The organism is Nonomuraea maheshkhaliensis (assembly GCF_039529435.1).
GTDB lineage: Bacteria > Actinomycetota > Actinomycetes > Streptosporangiales > Streptosporangiaceae > Nonomuraea > Nonomuraea maheshkhaliensis.
Map to the genome: position 1 here is coordinate 1 of NZ_BAAAMU010000056.1, position 18247 is coordinate 18247.

At 71.7% G+C, this 18247-nt stretch carries 20 protein-coding genes; 5 read left to right on the forward strand and 15 right to left on the reverse strand.

The genetic code is table 11. The features are described 5' to 3' along the window. The coding region (locus ABFX54_RS31430) for a hypothetical protein (protein WP_346110191.1) at positions 1–268 on the reverse strand (268 nt) is incomplete at its 3' end. 28 nt (positions 269–296) lie between these two features. On the opposite strand from ABFX54_RS31430, the gene ABFX54_RS31435 reads away from it, so the two are divergent. After that, positions 297–878, forward strand: coding sequence for a DUF4352 domain-containing protein (locus tag ABFX54_RS31435; RefSeq protein ID WP_346110255.1), 582 nt, complete (start codon positions 297–299; stop codon positions 876–878). A gap of 81 nt (positions 879–959) precedes the next feature. Here ABFX54_RS31435 and ABFX54_RS31440 read toward each other — a convergent pair whose 3' ends face one another. From ABFX54_RS31440 to ABFX54_RS31450, 3 genes are all read right to left on the reverse strand, one after another. Next, entirely contained in the window at positions 960–1865 is a 906-nt protein-coding gene (locus ABFX54_RS31440) for a D-isomer specific 2-hydroxyacid dehydrogenase family protein (protein ID WP_346110192.1), read from the reverse strand. Between the two features lie 77 nt (positions 1866–1942). Then, complete coding sequence (locus tag ABFX54_RS31445; RefSeq protein WP_346110193.1) at positions 1943–2563, reverse strand: bifunctional 4-hydroxy-2-oxoglutarate aldolase/2-dehydro-3-deoxy-phosphogluconate aldolase; 621 nt, start codon at positions 2561–2563, stop codon at positions 1943–1945. A gap of 70 nt (positions 2564–2633) precedes the next feature. Further along, complete coding sequence (locus ABFX54_RS31450; protein WP_346110194.1) at positions 2634–3548, reverse strand: sugar kinase; 915 nt, start codon at positions 3546–3548, stop codon at positions 2634–2636. Between the two features lie 164 nt (positions 3549–3712). On the opposite strand from ABFX54_RS31450, the gene ABFX54_RS31455 reads away from it, so the two are divergent. Beyond that, positions 3713–4924 (forward strand): MFS transporter, encoded by a 1212-nt coding sequence (locus ABFX54_RS31455; protein ID WP_346110195.1) that lies wholly within the window; start codon positions 3713–3715, stop codon positions 4922–4924. 6 nt (positions 4925–4930) lie between these two features. On the opposite strand, the gene ABFX54_RS31460 is transcribed toward ABFX54_RS31455, so the two are convergent. After that, positions 4931–5878: a carbohydrate kinase family protein gene (locus tag ABFX54_RS31460; RefSeq protein ID WP_346110196.1), complete on the reverse strand. Its 948-nt coding sequence runs from the start codon at positions 5876–5878 to the stop codon at positions 4931–4933. Positions 5879–5919: 41 nt separating this feature from the next. Beyond that, positions 5920–6945 (reverse strand): LacI family DNA-binding transcriptional regulator, encoded by a 1026-nt coding sequence (locus tag ABFX54_RS31465; protein ID WP_346110197.1) that lies wholly within the window; start codon positions 6943–6945, stop codon positions 5920–5922. 384 nt (positions 6946–7329) lie between these two features. Between ABFX54_RS31465 and ABFX54_RS31470 the strand changes: the two genes are divergently transcribed. Then, on the forward strand, positions 7330–8613 hold the full coding sequence (locus ABFX54_RS31470; RefSeq protein WP_346110198.1) for an ABC transporter ATP-binding protein: 1284 nt from the start codon (positions 7330–7332) through the stop codon (positions 8611–8613). On the opposite strand, the gene ABFX54_RS31475 is transcribed toward ABFX54_RS31470, so the two are convergent. The 9 genes from ABFX54_RS31475 to ABFX54_RS31515 form a co-directional block, all read right to left on the reverse strand. Further along, positions 8610–8795, reverse strand: a complete 186-nt coding sequence (locus tag ABFX54_RS31475) for a type II toxin-antitoxin system Phd/YefM family antitoxin (protein ID WP_346110199.1) — start codon at positions 8793–8795, stop codon at positions 8610–8612. The two genes, ABFX54_RS31470 and ABFX54_RS31475, sit on opposite strands and share 4 nt — an antisense overlap. A gap of 10 nt (positions 8796–8805) precedes the next feature. After that, complete coding sequence (locus ABFX54_RS31480) at positions 8806–9234, reverse strand: Uma2 family endonuclease (protein WP_346110200.1); 429 nt, start codon at positions 9232–9234, stop codon at positions 8806–8808. A gap of 188 nt (positions 9235–9422) precedes the next feature. Beyond that, complete coding sequence (locus tag ABFX54_RS31485) at positions 9423–10604, reverse strand: hypothetical protein (protein WP_346110201.1); 1182 nt, start codon at positions 10602–10604, stop codon at positions 9423–9425. A 305-nt stretch (positions 10605–10909) separates the two neighbouring features. Further along, on the reverse strand, positions 10910–11047 hold the full coding sequence (locus ABFX54_RS31490; protein WP_346110202.1) for a hypothetical protein: 138 nt from the start codon (positions 11045–11047) through the stop codon (positions 10910–10912). Further along, positions 11031–12395, reverse strand: coding sequence for an acyltransferase family protein (locus ABFX54_RS31495; protein ID WP_346110203.1), 1365 nt, complete (start codon positions 12393–12395; stop codon positions 11031–11033). The genes ABFX54_RS31490 and ABFX54_RS31495 overlap by 17 nt, the downstream gene beginning before the upstream one ends. 79 nt (positions 12396–12474) lie before the next feature. Then, the gene (locus ABFX54_RS31500) at positions 12475–13572 is read right to left on the reverse strand and encodes a cation diffusion facilitator family transporter (RefSeq protein ID WP_346110204.1); all 1098 of its coding nucleotides are present in this window, start codon (positions 13570–13572) and stop codon (positions 12475–12477) included. 85 nt (positions 13573–13657) lie between these two features. After that, positions 13658–14821: an acyl-CoA dehydrogenase family protein gene (locus ABFX54_RS31505; RefSeq protein WP_346110205.1), complete on the reverse strand. Its 1164-nt coding sequence runs from the start codon at positions 14819–14821 to the stop codon at positions 13658–13660. Between the two features lie 10 nt (positions 14822–14831). Then, positions 14832–15344 (reverse strand): MaoC family dehydratase, encoded by a 513-nt coding sequence (locus ABFX54_RS31510; RefSeq protein WP_346110206.1) that lies wholly within the window; start codon positions 15342–15344, stop codon positions 14832–14834. Between the two features lie 88 nt (positions 15345–15432). Next, on the reverse strand, positions 15433–16035 hold the full coding sequence (locus tag ABFX54_RS31515) for an ACT domain-containing protein (RefSeq protein WP_346110207.1): 603 nt from the start codon (positions 16033–16035) through the stop codon (positions 15433–15435). A 307-nt stretch (positions 16036–16342) separates the two neighbouring features. Between ABFX54_RS31515 and ABFX54_RS31520 the strand changes: the two genes are divergently transcribed. After that, positions 16343–17503 carry a thiolase family protein gene (locus tag ABFX54_RS31520; protein ID WP_346110208.1) on the forward strand — a complete coding sequence of 387 codons (1161 nt, stop codon included), beginning with the start codon at positions 16343–16345 and terminating at the stop codon, positions 17501–17503. Next, positions 17500–18213: an SDR family oxidoreductase gene (locus tag ABFX54_RS31525; RefSeq protein WP_346110209.1), complete on the forward strand. Its 714-nt coding sequence runs from the start codon at positions 17500–17502 to the stop codon at positions 18211–18213. Before ABFX54_RS31520 ends, ABFX54_RS31525 begins: the two co-directional genes overlap by 4 nt. Positions 18214–18247: the final 34 nt, after the last annotated feature.

Genomic DNA, 18247 nt, shown 5'->3' on the forward strand with positions numbered 1-18247 from the left:
CTCCGGCCGAGCGCACGGGGCCGACGCCGGGCTCGTCCCACGGGCCGCACCAGCCGTCGCCCGCCGAACGCACCGGACCGACCCCCGGATCACCGACGGGGTCGCCGCGCATGCCCCACCAGCAGCCACCGGCCGAGCGCACCGGGCCCACGCCCGGGTCATCGTCGCGGGGGCCGCACCAGCCGCCGCTCATCGAGCGCACCGGGCCCATGCCGAGGGTGCCGGGCGGGCCGCAGCAGCCGCCTCCCGCCGAACGTACCGGGCCCACGGCCGGGTCTTCGCGCGGGCCTGTGCCGATGCACCAGACCGGGCAGGTGCCGCTCCCCCACCAGACGGGGCAGGTGCCGCCGCCGCATCACTCGACCACCGGCTCGGGACGGTTGCCCGGCTATCCGCCCGCCAAGCGCAGGCGGGGGCTGTTCGCCGGCTGTCTGACCGCCCTGGTGATCGCGGTCGTGCTGATGGTGGTGGTGCTGGCCGTGCTGGCGTGGGTGTTCCGTTCCCCGGCCGCCGGGGACGACGGGCCCGTGCAGGACGGCAAGCTGCGCTTCACCGTGACGGGCACCACCTGCCCCAAGCCGGCCAGGACGGCTGCCAACCGCACGTGCCGGGTCGGCGTACAGGTCAGGAACGTCGGCCAGGAGGCCAGGGTGCTCTACCCCGGCCAGCAGAAGCTGATCGACGAGGACGACGCGCGGCACGGCGGCACCAAGCTGCTCGACAAGGACGGCAAGGAGATCACGCCGATCCGCATCGAGGCCGGCCAGTCGTTCGCCGGCACCCTGATCTTCGAACTGCCGAAGGGCCTGGAGGTGACGAGCCTCGAGGTGCACGACTCGGGGCTGAGCGCCGGAGCCAGGGTCGACCTGGGCACATAACCGCCCGGCGAGGGCGGCGGTGACGGCGCCACCGAACCCCGACGCCGCCGGACCCACTGACCGGCGAAGGCGGTGGTCAGGTTAGAAGCCCTGCTTCGGGGAGACCACTCCCTCCAGCGGCGCGCCCGTGCCGAAGCGGCGGACGTTGGAGATGACGCGTTCGGTCAGGCCGCGCCAGTAGGCGGGACGCGGGTTCGCGCTGTGCGGCGTGATGAGCACGTTGTCCAGCTCCCACAGCGGATGCCCGTCCGGCAGCGGCTCGGGGTCGGTGACGTCCAGCGCCGCCCCGCCGATCAGACCCGCGCGCAGCGCCCGTACGAGGTCGTCGGTGACGACGAGGCTGCCTCTGGCCACGTTCACCAGCCACGCGTCCCCGCGCATCAGCTCGAACTCGCCCGCCCCGAACATGCCGGCGGTCTGCGGGGTGGCCGGAGCGGCGACGACGACGTAGTCGGCCTCGGGCAGCACCTCGCGGTAGCGGGCGCGCGGCACGACCTTGGCCGCGCCGGGCACCTCACCGCGGTCGCTGACCGCCACCACCGTGCAGCCGAACGGCTCCAGCAGCCGGATCAGCGACTGGCCGATGCCGCCGCTGCCGACGATCGCGACCGTCGCGCGGGCGAGCTCCCTGGATTCGTTCGGTCCCCAGCTCTTCATCCTGGCCGACCGGTAGAGCCCCTTGGCCGCGGCCAGCATCATGGCCAGCGCGTGCTCCGCGACCTGCGGGCCGTACGAGCCGGTGGCGGCGGTGAAGACGGGGTCGTCGGTGATGACGCCGGCGGTGGCCCAGCGCTCGACGCCCGCGTGCGGCAGCTGCACCCAGGAGATGCCCTCGTGGATCATCAAGCGCAGCTCGGCCGGGTCGTCACTGCCGTAGTAGACGATCGCCTCGGCCTCCTCCAGGGGCACGACGCGCCCGCCGGCACGGCGTACGGCATCGATGAGCGCGGGCACGGGCTCGGGCCCGACATGAACGGCGACGGTCATCTAGGGCGGCCTTCCGGTTGTCACTCATTGATCACGGGTGAGCATATATCGCACCCCGACGGCCCCGGAGCGGGTGCTCAGCGGGCCTGGGCGAGGCGGGTGAGCAGGGCGGTCACGCGCTCGCCCGCCGCCTGGGCGCCGCCCGAGGTCAGCGCCGAGCCCATGCCGCAGGCGACGGCGCCGGCCGCGATCCAGTCGGGCGCGTTGTCGATCGTCACGCCGCCGGTGGGGATCGCGGGCGTCTGCGGCAGCGCGGCGCGTACGTCACGCAGCCAGGACGGCGACACGGCGGACGCCGGGAAGATCTTGACCGCGTCCGCCCCCTCCTCCAGGGCCCGGACGATCTCGCTCGGCGTGGCCACGCCGGGGAAGACGGGGACGCCGTAGCGGTGGCCCGCGCGGATCACCTCGGGGTGCAGGTTGGGCGAGACCAGGAAGCGCGCTCCCGCCTCGGCGGCGGCGCGGGCGGCGGGGTCGTCGAGCACGGTGCCGGCCCCGATCAGCGCCTCGGGCCGCTGCTCGGTGACCCGCGGGACGGCGGTGAGCGCGGGGGGCGTGGTGAGCGCCACCTCCACCGCGCGCAGCCCGGCGTCGAGCACCGCCTCGGCGGCGGCGACCGCCTCCTGCGGCCCCGCGCTCCTGACGATCCCGAACACCCGCTGCGCGGTGACGGCCTCGACGATCTCCCAGCGGTACATGACTCCCCTTCGATCGCGCCCCGGTGAAGGTGGCGGCTTTCGGTAACGGTCTTTCCGGTGCAGGTGGCGGCTAGCGGTGCACGGTCTCTCCTGCCTCGGTGAACGCGGCCAGCGCGCGGTCCAGCCCCGCCCGGTCGGGCAGCCCGTCGGTGTCGGTGGCGCACTGCACCACGAGCGCCGCCACGGCCGCCGCCTCGCGCAGGCACACCTCGTACGGCATCCCGCGCAGCAGCCCGGACAGGAACCCGGCGGCGAAGGCGTCCCCCGCACCGACCGGATCGGTGACGGGCACCGGGAACGCCTCCTGCCGCAACGCCCCGCACGTGGCCGACTTGTCGCGGTGCTTGACCACGACGAGCCCGTCCAGGCTCGCCGGATCCACCCGCAGCAGCTCCAGCTCGTCCGCCCCGGCCAGCACCACGTCGGCGCGGCCGAGCAGCGGCGCGACCCGCTCGCGCCACAGCGCGGGCGAGCCCAGCTTGAGCCGGATGTTCGGGTCGAACGACACCAGCGCGCCCGCCTGCCGGGCCAGGTCGAGCAGCCGCAGCGTGGCCTGGTGCGCCGAATCGGACAGCATGGGCGTGATCCCGGTGACGTGGACGAGCCGCGCCCCGTTCACCGTCTCCGGCCTCAGCTCCTCTGGCTCCAGCCGGGAGGCGGCCGAGCCGGCGCGGTAGTACTGCACGTCGATGGCCCTGGCCGGATGGCTGTCACGCAGCAGCAGCCCGGTCGGCGCGGACGGGTCGGTGACGGCGTGGCGGGTGTCGATGCCCTCGGCGCGCAGCATGGCCAGCACGGACGCGCCGGCCGGGTCGGCGCCGACCCGGCCGAGCCAGCGCACGTCGTGGCCCAGCCGGGCCAGGCCGGCGGCCACGTTGGTCTCCGCTCCGGCGACCGAGCGGCGGAACGTGGTGGCGCGTTCCAGCGGGATGCCCGGCTCGGCCAGCATCAGCAGCATCGCCTCACCGCACACCACGACACTCACGCTTCGAGCTCCTCGATCGTCTCTGCTCCACCAGGGGCGGTGAACCGTACTATCAAATCACCTTTATTACGACTTATCGGTCACCAGCCCCGCAGACGGTTCCCTTGACCACGAGCCGCCCCTGAGTGACGCTGAACCAGGAGAACAGTGCGGGGGCATCACTCGTGAGGCGTCCATTCATCACCTTGCTGGCCGCCAACGCCCTGTCCACCACCGGCGACATGCTCTCCCTCCTCGCCGTCCCGTGGTTCGTCCTCGACACGACCGGCAGCGCCGCCCTGACCGGGCTGGCCGCGTTCGCGATGACCTTCCCCATCGTCATCTCCGCCGCCTTCGGCGGCACGCTGGTGGACTGGCTCGGGTTCCGGGTCACGAGCGTGCTGTCCGACCTGGTCAGCGGCCTGCTCGTGCTGGCGCCCCCGATGCTGTTCCTCACCGGCGGCCTGAGCTATCCGCTGCTCCTGGTGCTGCTGTTCCTGCGCTGGATGGCCTCCACCCCGGGGGAGACCGCGCGCAAGGCCATGCTGCCCGACCTCGCCGCCCTGGCCGGCATGCCGATCGAGCGGGCGAGCGCCGCCTACGACGGGGTGTACCGGGGGTCGGCGATGGTGGGCGCGCCGCTGGCCGGGGTGCTGATCCTCTGGCTCGGGCCGAGCCTGCCTCTGTTCGTGGACGGGGTCACATTCCTGCTGTCCGCGCTGCTGGTGGCGGGCGGGGTGCCGCGGGTGGCCCGGCGCGAACGGGAGCGCCGCGGCTATCTGGACGGCCTGCGGGCGGGGCTGGCGTTCCTGTGGCGGGACCGGCTGCAGTTGAGCGCCACCGCGATGATCGTGGTGGTCAACCTGCTCGACACCGGCGTGACGCAGGTGCTGCTGGCGCTGTACGCACGCGACGTGGTCGGCGATCCCCGGGCGTTCGGCCTGCTCACGGGGGCGGTGGGCGCCGGGGCGGTGGCGGGGAGTGTCGTGTACGGGGCCGTCGGCAGCCGATTACCGATGCGGCTGACGTACGGGCTGTGCTTCCTGCTCGCCGGGGTGCCGCGCGTGCTCGTGCTGGCCCTGAACGCGCCGTTCTCCGTCGCGATGGCGGTCACCGCCCTGTCGGGGTTCGCGGCGGGCGCGATCAACCCGATCCTGGCCATCCTGCAGTACGGCCGGATCCCGGTGCGGCTCAGGGCGCGGGTGATCGGGGCGATGACGGCCGCCGCGTACGCGGGCATGCCGATGGGCGGCCTGCTGGCCGGGACGCTGTCCACGCTGACCGGCCTCGGGACCACGCTGCTCGCCTTCACCGTGGTGTACGTGCTGATCTCGGTGCCACCGTTCGTCCTGCGGACCTGGCGGGAACTGGACAGCGGCCATCCGGCCGACACCTGAACGGGCTCAGCCCGCGGCTCTGGCGAGCAGGAGCGGCTCGGTGATCGGGGACTCGTGGGTGCCGGTGACCGTGCAGGCGTGGGCGCCGGCGATCGCTCCGAGGCGGACGCAGCGCTCCAGGGGCGCGCCGCGCAGGCTGCCGTACAGGAATCCGGAGACGAACGCGTCGCCCGCGCCGTTGCTGTCGGCCACCGGGCCTGGCAGCGGCGCGGCCGGGAACGCGCGCACCTCGCCGATGCGCGTCCCGCCCTCGCGGGGACGCGTCTCGCCCTCCCCGGCGCGCGCCTCTCCCGCGCGCGTCTCACCCTCGCGGGTCAGGACGAGGCAGCCGTCGGCTCCGCGTGTGCACACGACCGTGTGGGCGCGCCCGCGCGCGATGATGTCGCGCATGACGGCGATCGGGTCGGCCAGGGCCGCGGCCGACAGGAAGACCAGGTCGCAGCCGTAGGCGAAGTCCTTCTGGTAGCCGGCCGCGCCGTCCCAGTCGTGCAGGTCGGTGGAGAGCGGCACGCCGTCGAACTCGGGGATGAGGTGACGGCAGAAGTCCATGATCGACAGGTGGACGTGGCGGGGGCGCACGTCCGCGTACAGCTGCCTGGGCATGAGCTCGCCGGACGTCACCTTCGCGTCGTAGAAGGACGTGCGCCGGCCGTCGGGGCCCACGAGCAGGACGCTGCGCCGGGTGCCCGCCACGGCGGTGCCCCAGCGGCAGTCGACGTCGCGCAGCGCGTGACGGATCAGCGCGCCCTGCGGGTCGTCGCCGATGAGGTCGGCGAAGGCGACGCCGAGCCCGAGCGCGTGACAGCCGAGCGCGACGCCCGCGCCGGTGTTGCCGATCCGGTCGGTGACCGGCGGCACCTGATAGGTGTCGCGGTACGGAAGCGGCAACTCGGGCACGTAGACCGTCGTGTCGACCCCGGCCCCACCGAGAACGAGGACGTCGTGACCGTTCACCGGTTGACCAGCGGGCCGTGGACGAGGACGCCGGTGCCCATTCACCGGTTGACCAGCGGGCCCGAGCCGGTGGAGCCGCGGACGACCAGCTCGGGCTGGAAGATCAGCTCGACGTGCTTGGCCGGGGCGCCGTTGACCTCTTCGAGCAGGGTCTGCACGGCCGCCGACGCCATCGCCCCGATCGGCTTGCGCACGGTCGTCAGCGGCGGATCGGTGAACGCGATCAGCGGCGAGTCGTCGAACCCGACCACGGACACCTCGCCCGGCACCGACAGCCCCTTCTGCCGGCACGCCCGGATCGCGCCCAGCGCCATCAGGTCGCTCGCGCACACGATGCCGGTGCAGCCGCGGCTGAGCAGTTGCGCGGCGGCGGCCTGCCCGCCCTCGACCGAGAACAGCGAGTGGGCGATCAGGTCGTCGACATCGTCCGCGCCGAGGAGCTGCGCCATGGCCTGCCGGTAGCCCTCGATCTTCCTGATCACCGGCACGAACCTGCCCGGCCCGAGCGCGATGCCGATCCGCTCGTGGCCGAGGTCGACCAGGTGCTGCACGGCCAGCCGCGCGGACAGGCGGTCGTCGGGCGAGATGAAGGGGGCGTCGATGTGCTCGCTGTAGCCGTCGACCAGCACGATCGGCAGGCCGCGGTCGGTGAGGCGGGTGTAGCGGTCCATCCGCGCGGTGGTGTCGGCGTGCAGGCCGGAGACGAAGACGATGCCGCTGACGCCGCGATCGACCAGCAGCTCGGTGAACTCGTCTTCAGGCGCGCCGCCGGGCAACTGGGTGCACAGCACCGGCGTGTAGCCGTGCTGGGTCAGCGCCTTCTCGATGGCCTGGGCGAACGCGGGGAAGATCGGGTTGTCCAGCTCGGGTGTGACCAGGCCGACCAGCCCGTTGCTGCGCTGCCGCAGCCGGGGCGGGCGTTCGTAGCCCATCAGGTCGAGCGCGGTCATCACCGATTGGCGGGTGGCGGCCGAGACTCCGGGCTTGCCGTTGAGCACCCGGCTGACGGTGGCCTCGCTCACCCCGGCCTGGGCGGCGATGTCGGCGAGACGAGCGTGACCGTTCATGGGCCTTACTTTACTTTCCGCCGGGCCGCCGAATCCGCTGCTACGGGGACATCGGAGGCGATCACGGGCTCTCCTTCGACGTCGTGACGCACGAGACTCCCGGCCTGGTGGATCAACGGGTTCGGCTTCCGAGCGGCCATCGTCTCCCCTGCGCGCACCGCGTGCCCTCCCCCGGACGTCCCCCACATGAAATCTCTTTCCGCAAGTTTACGCAAGCTCTTTCTAACTCGAAATACGGAAATATCGGTTACGGACCACCAAAACTCCTGACCGAAACACTGCCGAATGAGATTCTTTATCTCCAGGGTGGACATGCAGCGTTAAACCGCGATGTACTACCTCTTCAATCAGCCTCGTCACAGGTGACACGCAAGGTGTGGGCCCATGAGCTCGGTCGTTCTCGACAAAGTGACCAAGGTGTATCCGGGCGACTACCTCGCAGTCGACCGGCTGAGCCTTCGGGCCGACGACGGCGAGTTCCTCGTCCTCCTCGGCCCCTCAGGATGCGGCAAGTCCACGCTGCTGCGCATGATCGCCGGACTGGAGGAGATCACCCAGGGCGACCTGTGGCTGGACGGCGAGATGGCCAACCACCTGGCCCCGCGCGACCGTGACGTGGCGATGGTGTTTCAGAACGGCGCGCTCTACCCGCACAGGACCGTACGCGGGAACATCGCCTTTCCCCTGGAGATCGCCAAGTCCGACCCGTCGATGGTCCGCGAGCGCGTCACCGAACTCTCCAAGGCGCTGCACATCGACGAGACCCTCGACCGCCGCCCCGGCACGCTCTCCGGCGGCCAGCGCCAGCGGGTGGCGATGGGGCGGGCGATCGTGCGCCAGCCCAAGCTCTTCCTCATGGACGAGCCGCTGTCGAACCTGGACGCCGGCATGCGCACCGAGCTGCGGATGGAGATCTCCTCGCTGGTCAGGTCGCTCGGCGTCACCACGATCTACGTCACGCACGACCAGGTGGAGGCCCTGACCCTGGCGGACCGGATCGCGATCCTGAACCGCGGCGTTCTTCAGGACGTCGGCACTCCGGCCCAGATTTACAACGATCCAGCGACGGCCTTCGTGGCGGCCTTCCTCAACTCCCAGCAGCTGAACCTCCTGACGGCCGGAGTCAGGACGCCGCAGAACCAGTACGTGCTGCTCGACTTCGGCCCGCACCGGCTCACGTTGCCGTGGAGCGATCCCAGGGCGTACGCGATCTCGCAGCACACCGGCGGGCAGGTCCTGGTCGGGCTGCGCCCTGACGGGCTGGCCCCGGTGCCGGAGTCGTACGAGGGGCCGTCCTTCTACGGTCGGGTGCGGGCTCTTGAGTATCACGGGCACGAGTGGCTGGCGTACCTGGAGTGCGGGATGCCCGCCGTGCCGGTGCCCGAGCCGCCGGACCCGCGCCGGCGCGTCAACGGCGCCAGGAACGGGTCGGGGAAGGTGTCGGGCATGATGCGGCGGCTCTTCTCGCCGCGAGTGGAGGAGCCGCAGGACCAGGAGCAGGCGAGCCCGCACGGCAACAGCGGCATCCACCGCCGCTCCGACCTGATCGTCCGCCTCGGCAACCGCCCCGTCTGGCGCACCGGCGACGCCGCCAAGGTGGCGGTGGACCTCTCCCGCATCATGATCTTCACGTCGGACGGCGCCCGCATCGACCCCCCACGCCGCTAGCCGAGACCACGTTTCACGTCCTGGTGCGGGCGCTGCTCCTCGCGGTCGTCGGCCAGTTCACGAACGATGCCGCCGCCGGCCTCCAGGCTGGCGATCGCCTCCGACAGCCCTCGACGGTTGACAGGAGAGGCCATCAGGTAGGTGGTCTCGCACGTCGACGCGCACTCACGCCGAGACTCCATGAAGACCCCCTCAGCCCTGTCGGCGCAGCCCGGTCAGCGTGCCGAGGTCGAAGGAGACGGGGAAGTGCGGGATGTCTCCCACCGCGTATCTGGACGCCTTGGCGTCGAGGCGGCGGCCTGAGCCGGCGATCTCGACGGCGCAGACGACCTCGGCCGAGGAGAGTTCGGCGACGCCCGAGAGCATCGCCTCGGCAGGCCCCACCACGATGTCGGGGATCAACCCATCCGCACCGACTTCGAGGTTGCCCGTCTCCACCGCTTCGCAGTGCTCAGGACGGGCGTCATCGAGGCTGCGCAGCAGGCGCTTGGCAGCGATCGCGTGGTCGTAGCCGAGCACGGGACTCACCAGGAGACTTCCGTCGATCACCTCGATGCGCTCCCCTGTTTCGGGCAGCCGCAACCAGTCATCGACGGTGTAGTGGCCTGTGCCCCGCGGCACGGCGGAAAGCCTGGCACGACCTGGCCGCGGATGGGCACCGAACCGGCGGTCCTCAGGCTGAGCAGTCATCACCCCATCGCCTTCCGTGAGCGTCTGGCACACCCTCCGGACGAGGACAAAGGGTAGCGCGTCAACTACTTAGAGTGGCGAAGATCGCATGACCCTGCCTTTGCCGACGTGCGCAGCCATCAGATCGTCCAGCGGGAGCCGTCAGGGGTGTCCTCGATCGTGACGCCGCCGCGGGTCAATGCCGTGCGCAGGGCGTCGGCGACGTCGTAGCTGCCCTGGCCGCGCAGCTCGGCCCGTAGCGCGAGCAGTGGCTCCACCAGGGACGGGAGGGCCTGGGAGCGCTGGGCGGCGGTCGCGGCGAGCTCGCCGAGGCGGGCGATCAGCAGCCGCATGAGCTCTCTGGCCTGCTCGACCCCGCCGGAGTCCTCCTCCGTGTCGGCGGCCCACTTGACCATCTCCGCCTCCAGGTCGAGCACGGCCTGCGCCGCCGCCACCATGTCGGGCCGGTCGGCGGCGGCCTTGAACAGCTCTTCGCAGGACTGGATCGACTCCTCCAGCGTCACCTCCGCGGGCTGCGTCTCCGGCTCGGGCGGGGCAGGGACGGGGCCGCCCGAGCCGCCTTCGGCCAGGCGGCGCAGCTCGGCCAGGTCGAGGCGGGTGCCGCTGGGCAGGACCGTCTGCGTGCCGGGCCTGCGCACGGTCAGGCCGCCCCGCCCCGCGATCCGTACGGACTCGCTCTCCAGGTCGATGACCAGCGCCGTGTGCTCGTCGAGCCCGAGCACGGCGGTGCCGGGCGGCAGCTCGCGCTCCATGCGCGACAGCCGGCGCTCGCCCAGGTAGCAGTAGCGGGTGTCGTGGGTGCCGCCCTCGGCGTTGTCGTAGTGGGGGATCAGCACGGCCTGCAGCCCCAGCGGCTCCAGCAGGTCGATGCCCTCGCGCCAGTGGGGCTCGGCGCCCACCTTGTAGATCTCGTAGACCGGCACGGTGGCCAGGCCCGCCGTGCAGGCCGCCGCCGAGGCCAGCACGGTCACCCCTTCGCGGGCCCGGATCCTGGCCCGCAGGTCGCCGGCCACGCCGGAGCCGGCCCACCGGTCGAGGGCGTAGGTGGGGCTGCCGGGGCCGGCGAACACCCAGTCGGCGCCGGTGATCGCGGGAGCCACCTCGACGTCGAGGCCGACGCTGTGGGAGAAGTATCGGCAGGCGCGGGCGGAGATGTCGGCGCGGTTTTCCTGGAAGGCGTAGGGAGTGTCGAGCAGCACGGCCCGCGCCCCCGCGCGCAGGGTCCGCGCCGCGGCGCGGTGAATCTCGACCATGGTCGGGCTCGTCTCGCCCGACCCCATCAGCACCAGCACACCGGGCATGAACGTCGGCCTCTCTCTCCCACGCCATCGACTACAACCCGGCTCACCACGCTGGTGCAAGAGCGCCGACGACATGCCTACGAGATGCACCTGCACATGATGGGCAGTAAGTTGTGGATGGTGACGGGAAGACACGTGGTCTCGGTTGAAACGCTCATGCTACGGGTGGGCACCGACAATCGCTGGGCGTACAGGCATGCCCTTACCCGGCCGCTACGTGGGGAGAGCCCCGACGAGACAGCGCGCCGGCTGAGCGGGGTCGCGCCCGGCGACCCGGACACGGTGCTGCACTCCACCAGCTGGCGCTACGAACCGGACGGCGAGATCGTCCTGACGTACGCGGTCTGCCCTGATCCGTCGCCCTGGCTGCCCGCGATCGAGGTGCCGGCGCTGGAGATCGCCAGAGGGCGGGCGCCGGCGACGCCGTCACCGCAGAGCGTCACCCTGGCCAACGTGGTCGCGCACGCGGTCAGGCACCTGGCCTTCCTCCTGGCCGAGGACCCCGTCGTCGCCCGCGCCCTGTCCCGTCACCCGCGTATCGGCCCCGCCCTGGAGCCGGTCACGGCACCGGCGTGAGATCCGCCGGCCGAGGTCCTGCATGGGCCGCTCGACGTACCGGTAGGTCAGCGCGCTGACGCCGACGAGCAGCGCCAGGGCCAGGGCGGTCATGGCAAGCTGGTATGCCGGCTCGGCCCGCCGCAGATCCCCGCTGAGCTGCACGAAGTACTTCAGCACCGGATGGTGCACCAGGTAGAGCGAGTAGCTGATCAGCCCGAGCCAGACCAGCACCCGGGGCAGCCGCCTGCCGCGCAACGCCATCCCGCCCGCGAAGGTGGCTCCGGCCAGCGCGATCGTGGTGAACCACACGTCGGCCTGCACCCACCACCAGCCGCTCTCGATGGCCCACAGCGGCGCGATGCCGACCAGGACGACGGTGACCGCCACCGGCCACAGCCGGCCGGTGCCGCGCTCCCACCGGTGCACGGCCGTGCCCGCGAACATCACCGCCAGCACCGCCGCGCCCAGCCACGGCACCCGGCTGCTCATCAGCAGCAGCACCACCGCCATGACGCCCAGCACGCAGGCCGAGGCGGTACGGAACCGGCCCGCCACCACACCCGTCAGCCCGACGACGAACACCGCGCACGACACGTACGCCGGCCACGCCCCCTTCAGCACCGCCCCCGACACGATCAGCCCGACCACGACCGCGGCCACCGCGAAGAGCACCGACAGCAGCCCGCTGCGATCGTGCCCGCGCGTCAGGAACAGCGCCGTGACCAGCAGGTAGAACACCATCTCGTACGAGAGCGTCCACATCGTGTCGGCCACGCCGCCCACGCTGACGACGTCGAGCAGCATGGTCGCGTGCGCCGCCACCGCGCTCCCGTCGCGGGGGACGGCCTCGCGCACCGGCACCCACCAGGACAGCGCCAGCACCGCCACGATGACGCCGAGATAGAGGGGGTAGAGGCGGAAGAAGCGGCTGATCCAGAAGGCGCGTACGTCGCCGTGCCGTTCCAGCGACGTCGGGATGATGTAGCCGCTGACCAGGAAGAACACCAGGATGCCGTAGACGCCCAGGTTGAACCAGTAAGGGCGCAGGCCGGGCAGGAACCAGGGCAGGAGGTGCTCGGCCACCACCGCCATGGCGCCGATGCCGCGCAGGGCGTCCAGCCAGGCGAGCCTCGTGGTGGAGGCCGGGGCCTGGGTCGCGGTGGAGGTGGAGGCCGGGGCGGGCGCGGGAGCGCGCGGATGGGTGGGGTCGGGATGCGGGGCGGCTGCGGACACCCGCCCCAACCTACCCGTAACGGGGTGAGTGATGCGGGGGTCTTTCCCTGGCCGGCGCCGGATTCCGGCCCCCGATCGGCTACGGGGGCTGATGGTCGGCCAGGGGCGCGTGGTGGTCGGCGCCGTCGGGGCCATCGGGGTCGGTGTGAACGGTGGCGGCCCTCAGGCGCGGCACCCCGTGGATGAGCCGGTGCTCGGCCCCTACCGCCACCTCGTGCGCGCGTATCACCGACATGTCGTGATCGACGAGGATCTCCACCTCGGCGTGCAGCGCGTGCCCGATCCAGCGCAGCCGCACCGACTCCACCCGCCGCACTCCTTCCACCCCGGCCAGTACGTCTTCCGCGGCGTCCACGAGCGCGGGGTCGACCGCGTCCATGAGCCGGTGGTAGATCTCGCGCGCCGCGTCGCGCAGGACGTAACAGATGGCGACCGTGATGAGCAGTCCCACGACGGGGTCGGCGAGCGGGAACCCGAGCGCGGCGCCGCCCGCGCCGAGCAGGACGGCCAGCGAGGTGAAGCCGTCCGTCCTGGCGTGCAGGCCGTCGGCGACCAGCGCGGCCGAGCCGATCTCCCTGCCCACCTTGATGCGGTAGCGGGCCACCCACTCGTTCCCGGCGAACCCGATCACCGCCGCCGCGGCCACCCAGCCCACGGCCCTGATCTCCTGGGGGTCCAGCAGCCGCCGGACGGCCTCGTACCCGGCCAGGGCGGCCGAGGCGGTGATGAGCAGCACGATGATGATGCCCGCCAGGTCCTCAGCCCGGCCGTAACCGTAGGTGTAGCGGCGGGTGGCGGCTCGGCGGCCGAGCGAGAACGCGATGGCCAGCGGCACGGCGGTGAGCGCGTCGGCCAGGTTGTGCAGGGTGTCGCCGAGCAGCGCGACCGAGCCGGAGGCGACGACGATGACGGCCTGGACGGCGGCGGTGAGCATGAGGGCCGCGAACGAGATGGCCAGCACGCGCATGCCGCGGCTGCTGGACTCCAGCGCGGTGTCCGTCTTGCGGGCGGAGTCGTGGCTGTGCGGGGTCACGGCGTGGGCGACCCACCCCAGCACCGCCCTGATCCCCCGCCTGTGCTCATGCCCGTGCCCGTGACCGTGACCGTGCTCGGGGACGGGGACGGGGACGGAATCGTGGTCGTGGTCGTGCGCCGATGAGTTCCGCTGGTCACCCATGGCATCCCCCGCTAACGCACGTCATCCCTTCGAGCAGGGTATGCAGCCATGTCCGCGTACCACCGGAAGGACCCGCGTACGTCCCCTACCAGCCCACCTTCCCCTTCCCGGAGATCAGCGCGCGGGCGATGACCAGCCGCTGCACGTCGTTGGTGCCCTCGCCGATCGCCATCAGCGGCGCGTCCCGGTAGAGGCGTTCGACGACGAACTCCTGCGAGTACCCGTACCCGCCGTGGATGCGCATCGCCTCCAGGGACGCCTTGAGCGCCACCTCCGAGGCGAAGTACTTGGCCATGCCCGCCTCCATGTCCACCCGCTTGCCGCCGTCGGCCTGGGAGGCGGCCCAGTACGTGAGCAGCCGGGCGGCCTGGATCTCCGTGGCCAGGTCGGCGAGTTTGAGCTGGATGGCCTGGAAGTCGGCGATGGGCTGACCGAAGGCGGTGCGCTCGCGGGAGTAGGCCAGCGCGGCGTCGTACGCGGCCTGGGCCACGCCGACGGCGCGGGCGGCGATGTTGATCCGCCCGATCTCCAGCCCGCCGAGCACCTGCTGCATGCCGCGCCCCTCGACGCCGCCGAGCAGGCACGACACCGGCACGCGTACCTCGTCGAGCACCACCTCGCACGTCTCGGTGCCCTTGTAGCCGAGCTTGGGCAGGTCGCGGCTGACGCCGAAGCCGGCGGAGGCGGGGTCGACGAGCAGCACCGACATGCCCTTGTGCGCGGGCTCGGTGACGGAGGTCTTGACCAGCACGGGCAGCGGGTCGGCGTGGCGGGCATTGGTGATCCACGTCTTGGTGCCGGTGACGACGTAGTGGTCGCCGTCGCGTACCGCCCTGGTCTGGATGCCCTGCAGGTCGGTGCCCGCTCCGGGCTCGGTCAGCGCGATCCCGGTACGGCGGGCGCCGCTCGCCAGGTCGGCGAGGTGGAGCCGCTTCTGCTCCTCGGTGCCGTGGCGGGCGATCATCCAGCAGGCCAGCGAGTGGGAGCCGATCGTGCCGGCCACGCCCATCCAGCCGCGCGCGATCTCCTCGAAGACCAGCGCGAAGGAGACCATGTCGGCCGCCAGGCCGCCGTACTCCTCCGGCACGGACAGCCCGAACAGTCCCATCTGCTTCATCTTGTCGACGATCTCGGTGGGATAGCGGCCGGAGTGCTCCCACTCGGTGGCCACCGGCACGATCTCCTTGTCCACGAACGCGCGCAGGGTCTCGCGGAACGCCTTCTGCTCGTCGGTCAGCTCGAAGTCCATGTGCCTCTTCTCAGAGCGGGCCGGTCTTGGCCTGGGGGAAATAGCCCTTGTCGTGCGGGGCGTCGCGTTTGTAGACCATGACGGTCCGCGTCCACGACATGACCTCGTCGCCGTCCTGGTTGAGCCCGCGCGTGTAGCAGGTGACGATCCCGGCGTACGGGCGCGACTTCGACTCCCGCTTGCCGGTCACCTTCGACTCGGCGTAGAGGGTGTCGCCCACGAAGACGGGGTGGGTGAGCTTGATGCCGTCCCAGCCCAGGTTCATGATCGCTGTCTGGCTGACGTCGATGACCGACAGGCCGAGCACGATGGCCACGCTCAGCCCGGAGTTCACGATGATCTTGCCGGTGGGGGCCCTGGCGGCGAAGTGCGCGTTGAAGTGGTTCTGGTTGGTGTTCATCGTCAGCAGCGTGAACCAGGTGTTGTCCGACTCGCCGATCGTCCGCCCCATGGGGTGCTGGTAGACGTCCCCTATGGTGAAGTCCTCGTAGTAGCGGCCGATGCTGGGCTCGTGGACGGTCACGGGCGGCTCCTGTTCACCCCGATCAGACCGTTCACGTTAGTGACCAGATGATTGTTCGGTCAATCACCCCGCACGCGGGTGGCGAGCCTCAGGCGCGGGCGGCGAGCTTCGCCACCACGTCCACGATGCGGGCGGCACGTTCCACCTCGGCGCGGTGGAACACCGGCCCTTCGGCGCGGGCGACCACCACGTGCATCCCGGCCGTGACGACGGGCAGCAGCAGCAACTGCATCTCCTTGGCGTCCACGGTGATGGCCCGCGGCGGCTGCTCGGGCAGCTCGAACTCGGCGGGCGCGGTGATGGAGGCATGCTGTACGGCGCCGTCGGCCACCGCCAGCGACCATTCGGCACCGCAGAGCCCCGGCAGGGCGTCCACCAGCGTGGCGTATCCCCTGGCGGGTTCGGCCGCGACGTGCATGAGCAGGTCGTAGTCGGGCGCCGAGCCGGGCATCTCCTTGGTGGGCCAGACTCCCTCGACGCGCACGCCCGGCATGGCGGACATCCGCTCGCGCACCTCGGCCGCGCTCACCTGCCCCGGCCAGGAGACGGTGAAGTCGTCCACAGCCCGGCCGGCCTCCCGTTCCAGCACGGTGACCTGGAGGATGTCCGCCCCCAGCGCGCCCAGCGCCTTCGCGACCTGACCGAGACCGCCCGGCCGGTCCGGCAACGACACCCTCAGTCGCAGCAGCATTCCCGCCTCCCCTCCGAAGGCTCCCAGATTGCCGCGCAAAGGTTTCCAGGATGTTCCATGCACATGTCGCACATGATGCGCTTATATCCCAGGATGAAGCGTTAAGTCCGGATTGTCGATAAAGGCAAGTTGCGGTTTTCGCAGGCCAGCGGGTGGTCATCGCCCATGCCAAGCCCACCCCGCAACCGCGCGAACCCATCCGCCCGGCGCGGCACGGTGTGACGCGGCTCTCCAGGCCGTGGAGTTGCGTTGGAAAATCCAACCCACCTAGAGTGGGTTTGGTTTTCCAACCGACAAGGAGGGCGCGATGCGCGACGCCGTCATCGTGGAGGCCGTACGTACCCCGATCGGCAAAGGCAAGCCCGGCGGCGCCCTGGCCGGGGTGCATCCGGTGGATCTGCTCGCCCACACCCTGCGCGCCCTGATCGAGCGCGGCGGGATCGACCCGTCCCTGGTGGACGACGTGATCGGCGGCTGCGTCGACCAGGTGGGCGAGCAGGCCATGAACACCACCCGCAACGCCTGGCTGGCCGCCGGTCTGCCGGAGTCCGTGCCGGCGGTCACCGTCGACCGTCAGTGCGGCTCGTCCCAGCAGGCGGTGCACTTCGCCGCGCAGGGGGTGATGTCCGGCGCGTACGACCTGGTCGTGGCCTGCGGGGTGGAGTCGATGAGCCGCGTCCCGATGTGGTCGAACGTGCCCCCGGGAGCCGATCCGTTCGGCGCCGCCCTGGCCGCCCGCTACCCCGAGGGCCTGGTGCCGCAGGGCATCAGCGCCGAGCTGATCGCCGCCAAGTGGTCGCTCGGCCGCGAGCGGCTCGACACGTTCTCGGCCCGTTCGCACGCCAAGGCCGCCGCCGCCTCCTTCTCGGCCGAGCTCGTCCCGCTGGCGGGCCTCGACCGCGACGAGTCGGTACGCCCCTCCACCACGGAGGAGATCCTGGCCGGGCTGAAGCCCGCGTTCGCCGACCCCGGCTACGCCGAGCGGTTCCCGCAGATCGACTGGTCGGTCACCGCGGGCAACTCCAGCCCGATCAACGACGGGGCGGCGGCCGTGCTCATCACCACCTCGGAGACGGCGGCCCGCCTCGGCCTCAAGCCGCTGGCAAGGTTGCACAGCTTCGCCGTCACCGGGTCCGACCCGATTCTCATGCTCACCGGCGTCATCCCGGCCACGGAGAAGGTCCTGCGCCGGGCGGGGCTGCGGCTGGCCGACATCGACCTGTTCGAGGTCAACGAGGCGTTCGCGAGCGTCGTCCTGGCCTGGGAGCAGGAGACCGGCGCGGACCCGGCCAAGGTCAACGTCAAGGGCGGCGCCATCGCCCTCGGCCATCCTCTGGGCGCCAGCGGCGCCCGCATCACCACCACTCTCGTCCATGCCATGCGTGAGCATGGCGCCCGCTACGCCCTGCAGACCATGTGCGAGGCGGGCGGTCTGGCAAATGCCCTCATATTGGAGCGAACCTCATGAAGATCTCCGGCAGTGTCGCCCTCGTCACCGGCGCGAACCGCGGCCTCGGCGCCGTCTTCGCCCGCGCCCTCCTGGAGCGCGGGGCCCGCACGGTCTACGCCGCCGCCAGGAACCCGGCCACGATCACCGGCCCGGGCCTGACCCCGATCGCGCTCGACGTCACCGACCCCGCCTCCGTGGCGGCCGCCGCCGAACGCTACGCCGGCGTCGACCTCCTGATCAACAACGCGGGCGTGTCCATCGGCGGCTCCGACCCGGAGGCGGCCCGCGCGGAGATGGAGGTCAACTACTTCGGCCCGCTCGCCATGAGCCGCGCCTTCGCCCCCGTGCTGGCCGCCAACGGCGGCGGCGCGCTGGTGAACGTCCTGTCGGTGCTGTCGTGGGTGACGTTCCCGCGGCCCAAGACGTACGCGGCCTCGAAGGCGGCGGCCTGGTCGCTGACGAACGCGCTGCGACTGGAGCTGCGCGAGCAGGGCACGCACGTGCTCGGGGTGCACGCCGGCTACATCGACACCGACATGGCCGCCAACATCACCGGGCCCAAGATCAGCCCGGAGGACGTGGTGGTGCAGGCGCTCGACGGGCTGGAGGCGGGCGCGTACGAAGTGCTCGCCGACGAGGTCAGCCGCAACGTCAGGGCCGGCCTGTCGGGCGGCCTGGAGCTGCTCTATCCGGAGCTCGCCACTCCCGCTCAGGACGTCTCCGCCTGAACCGGATCGCCGGGCTCAGCGCGCCTGGGCCCGG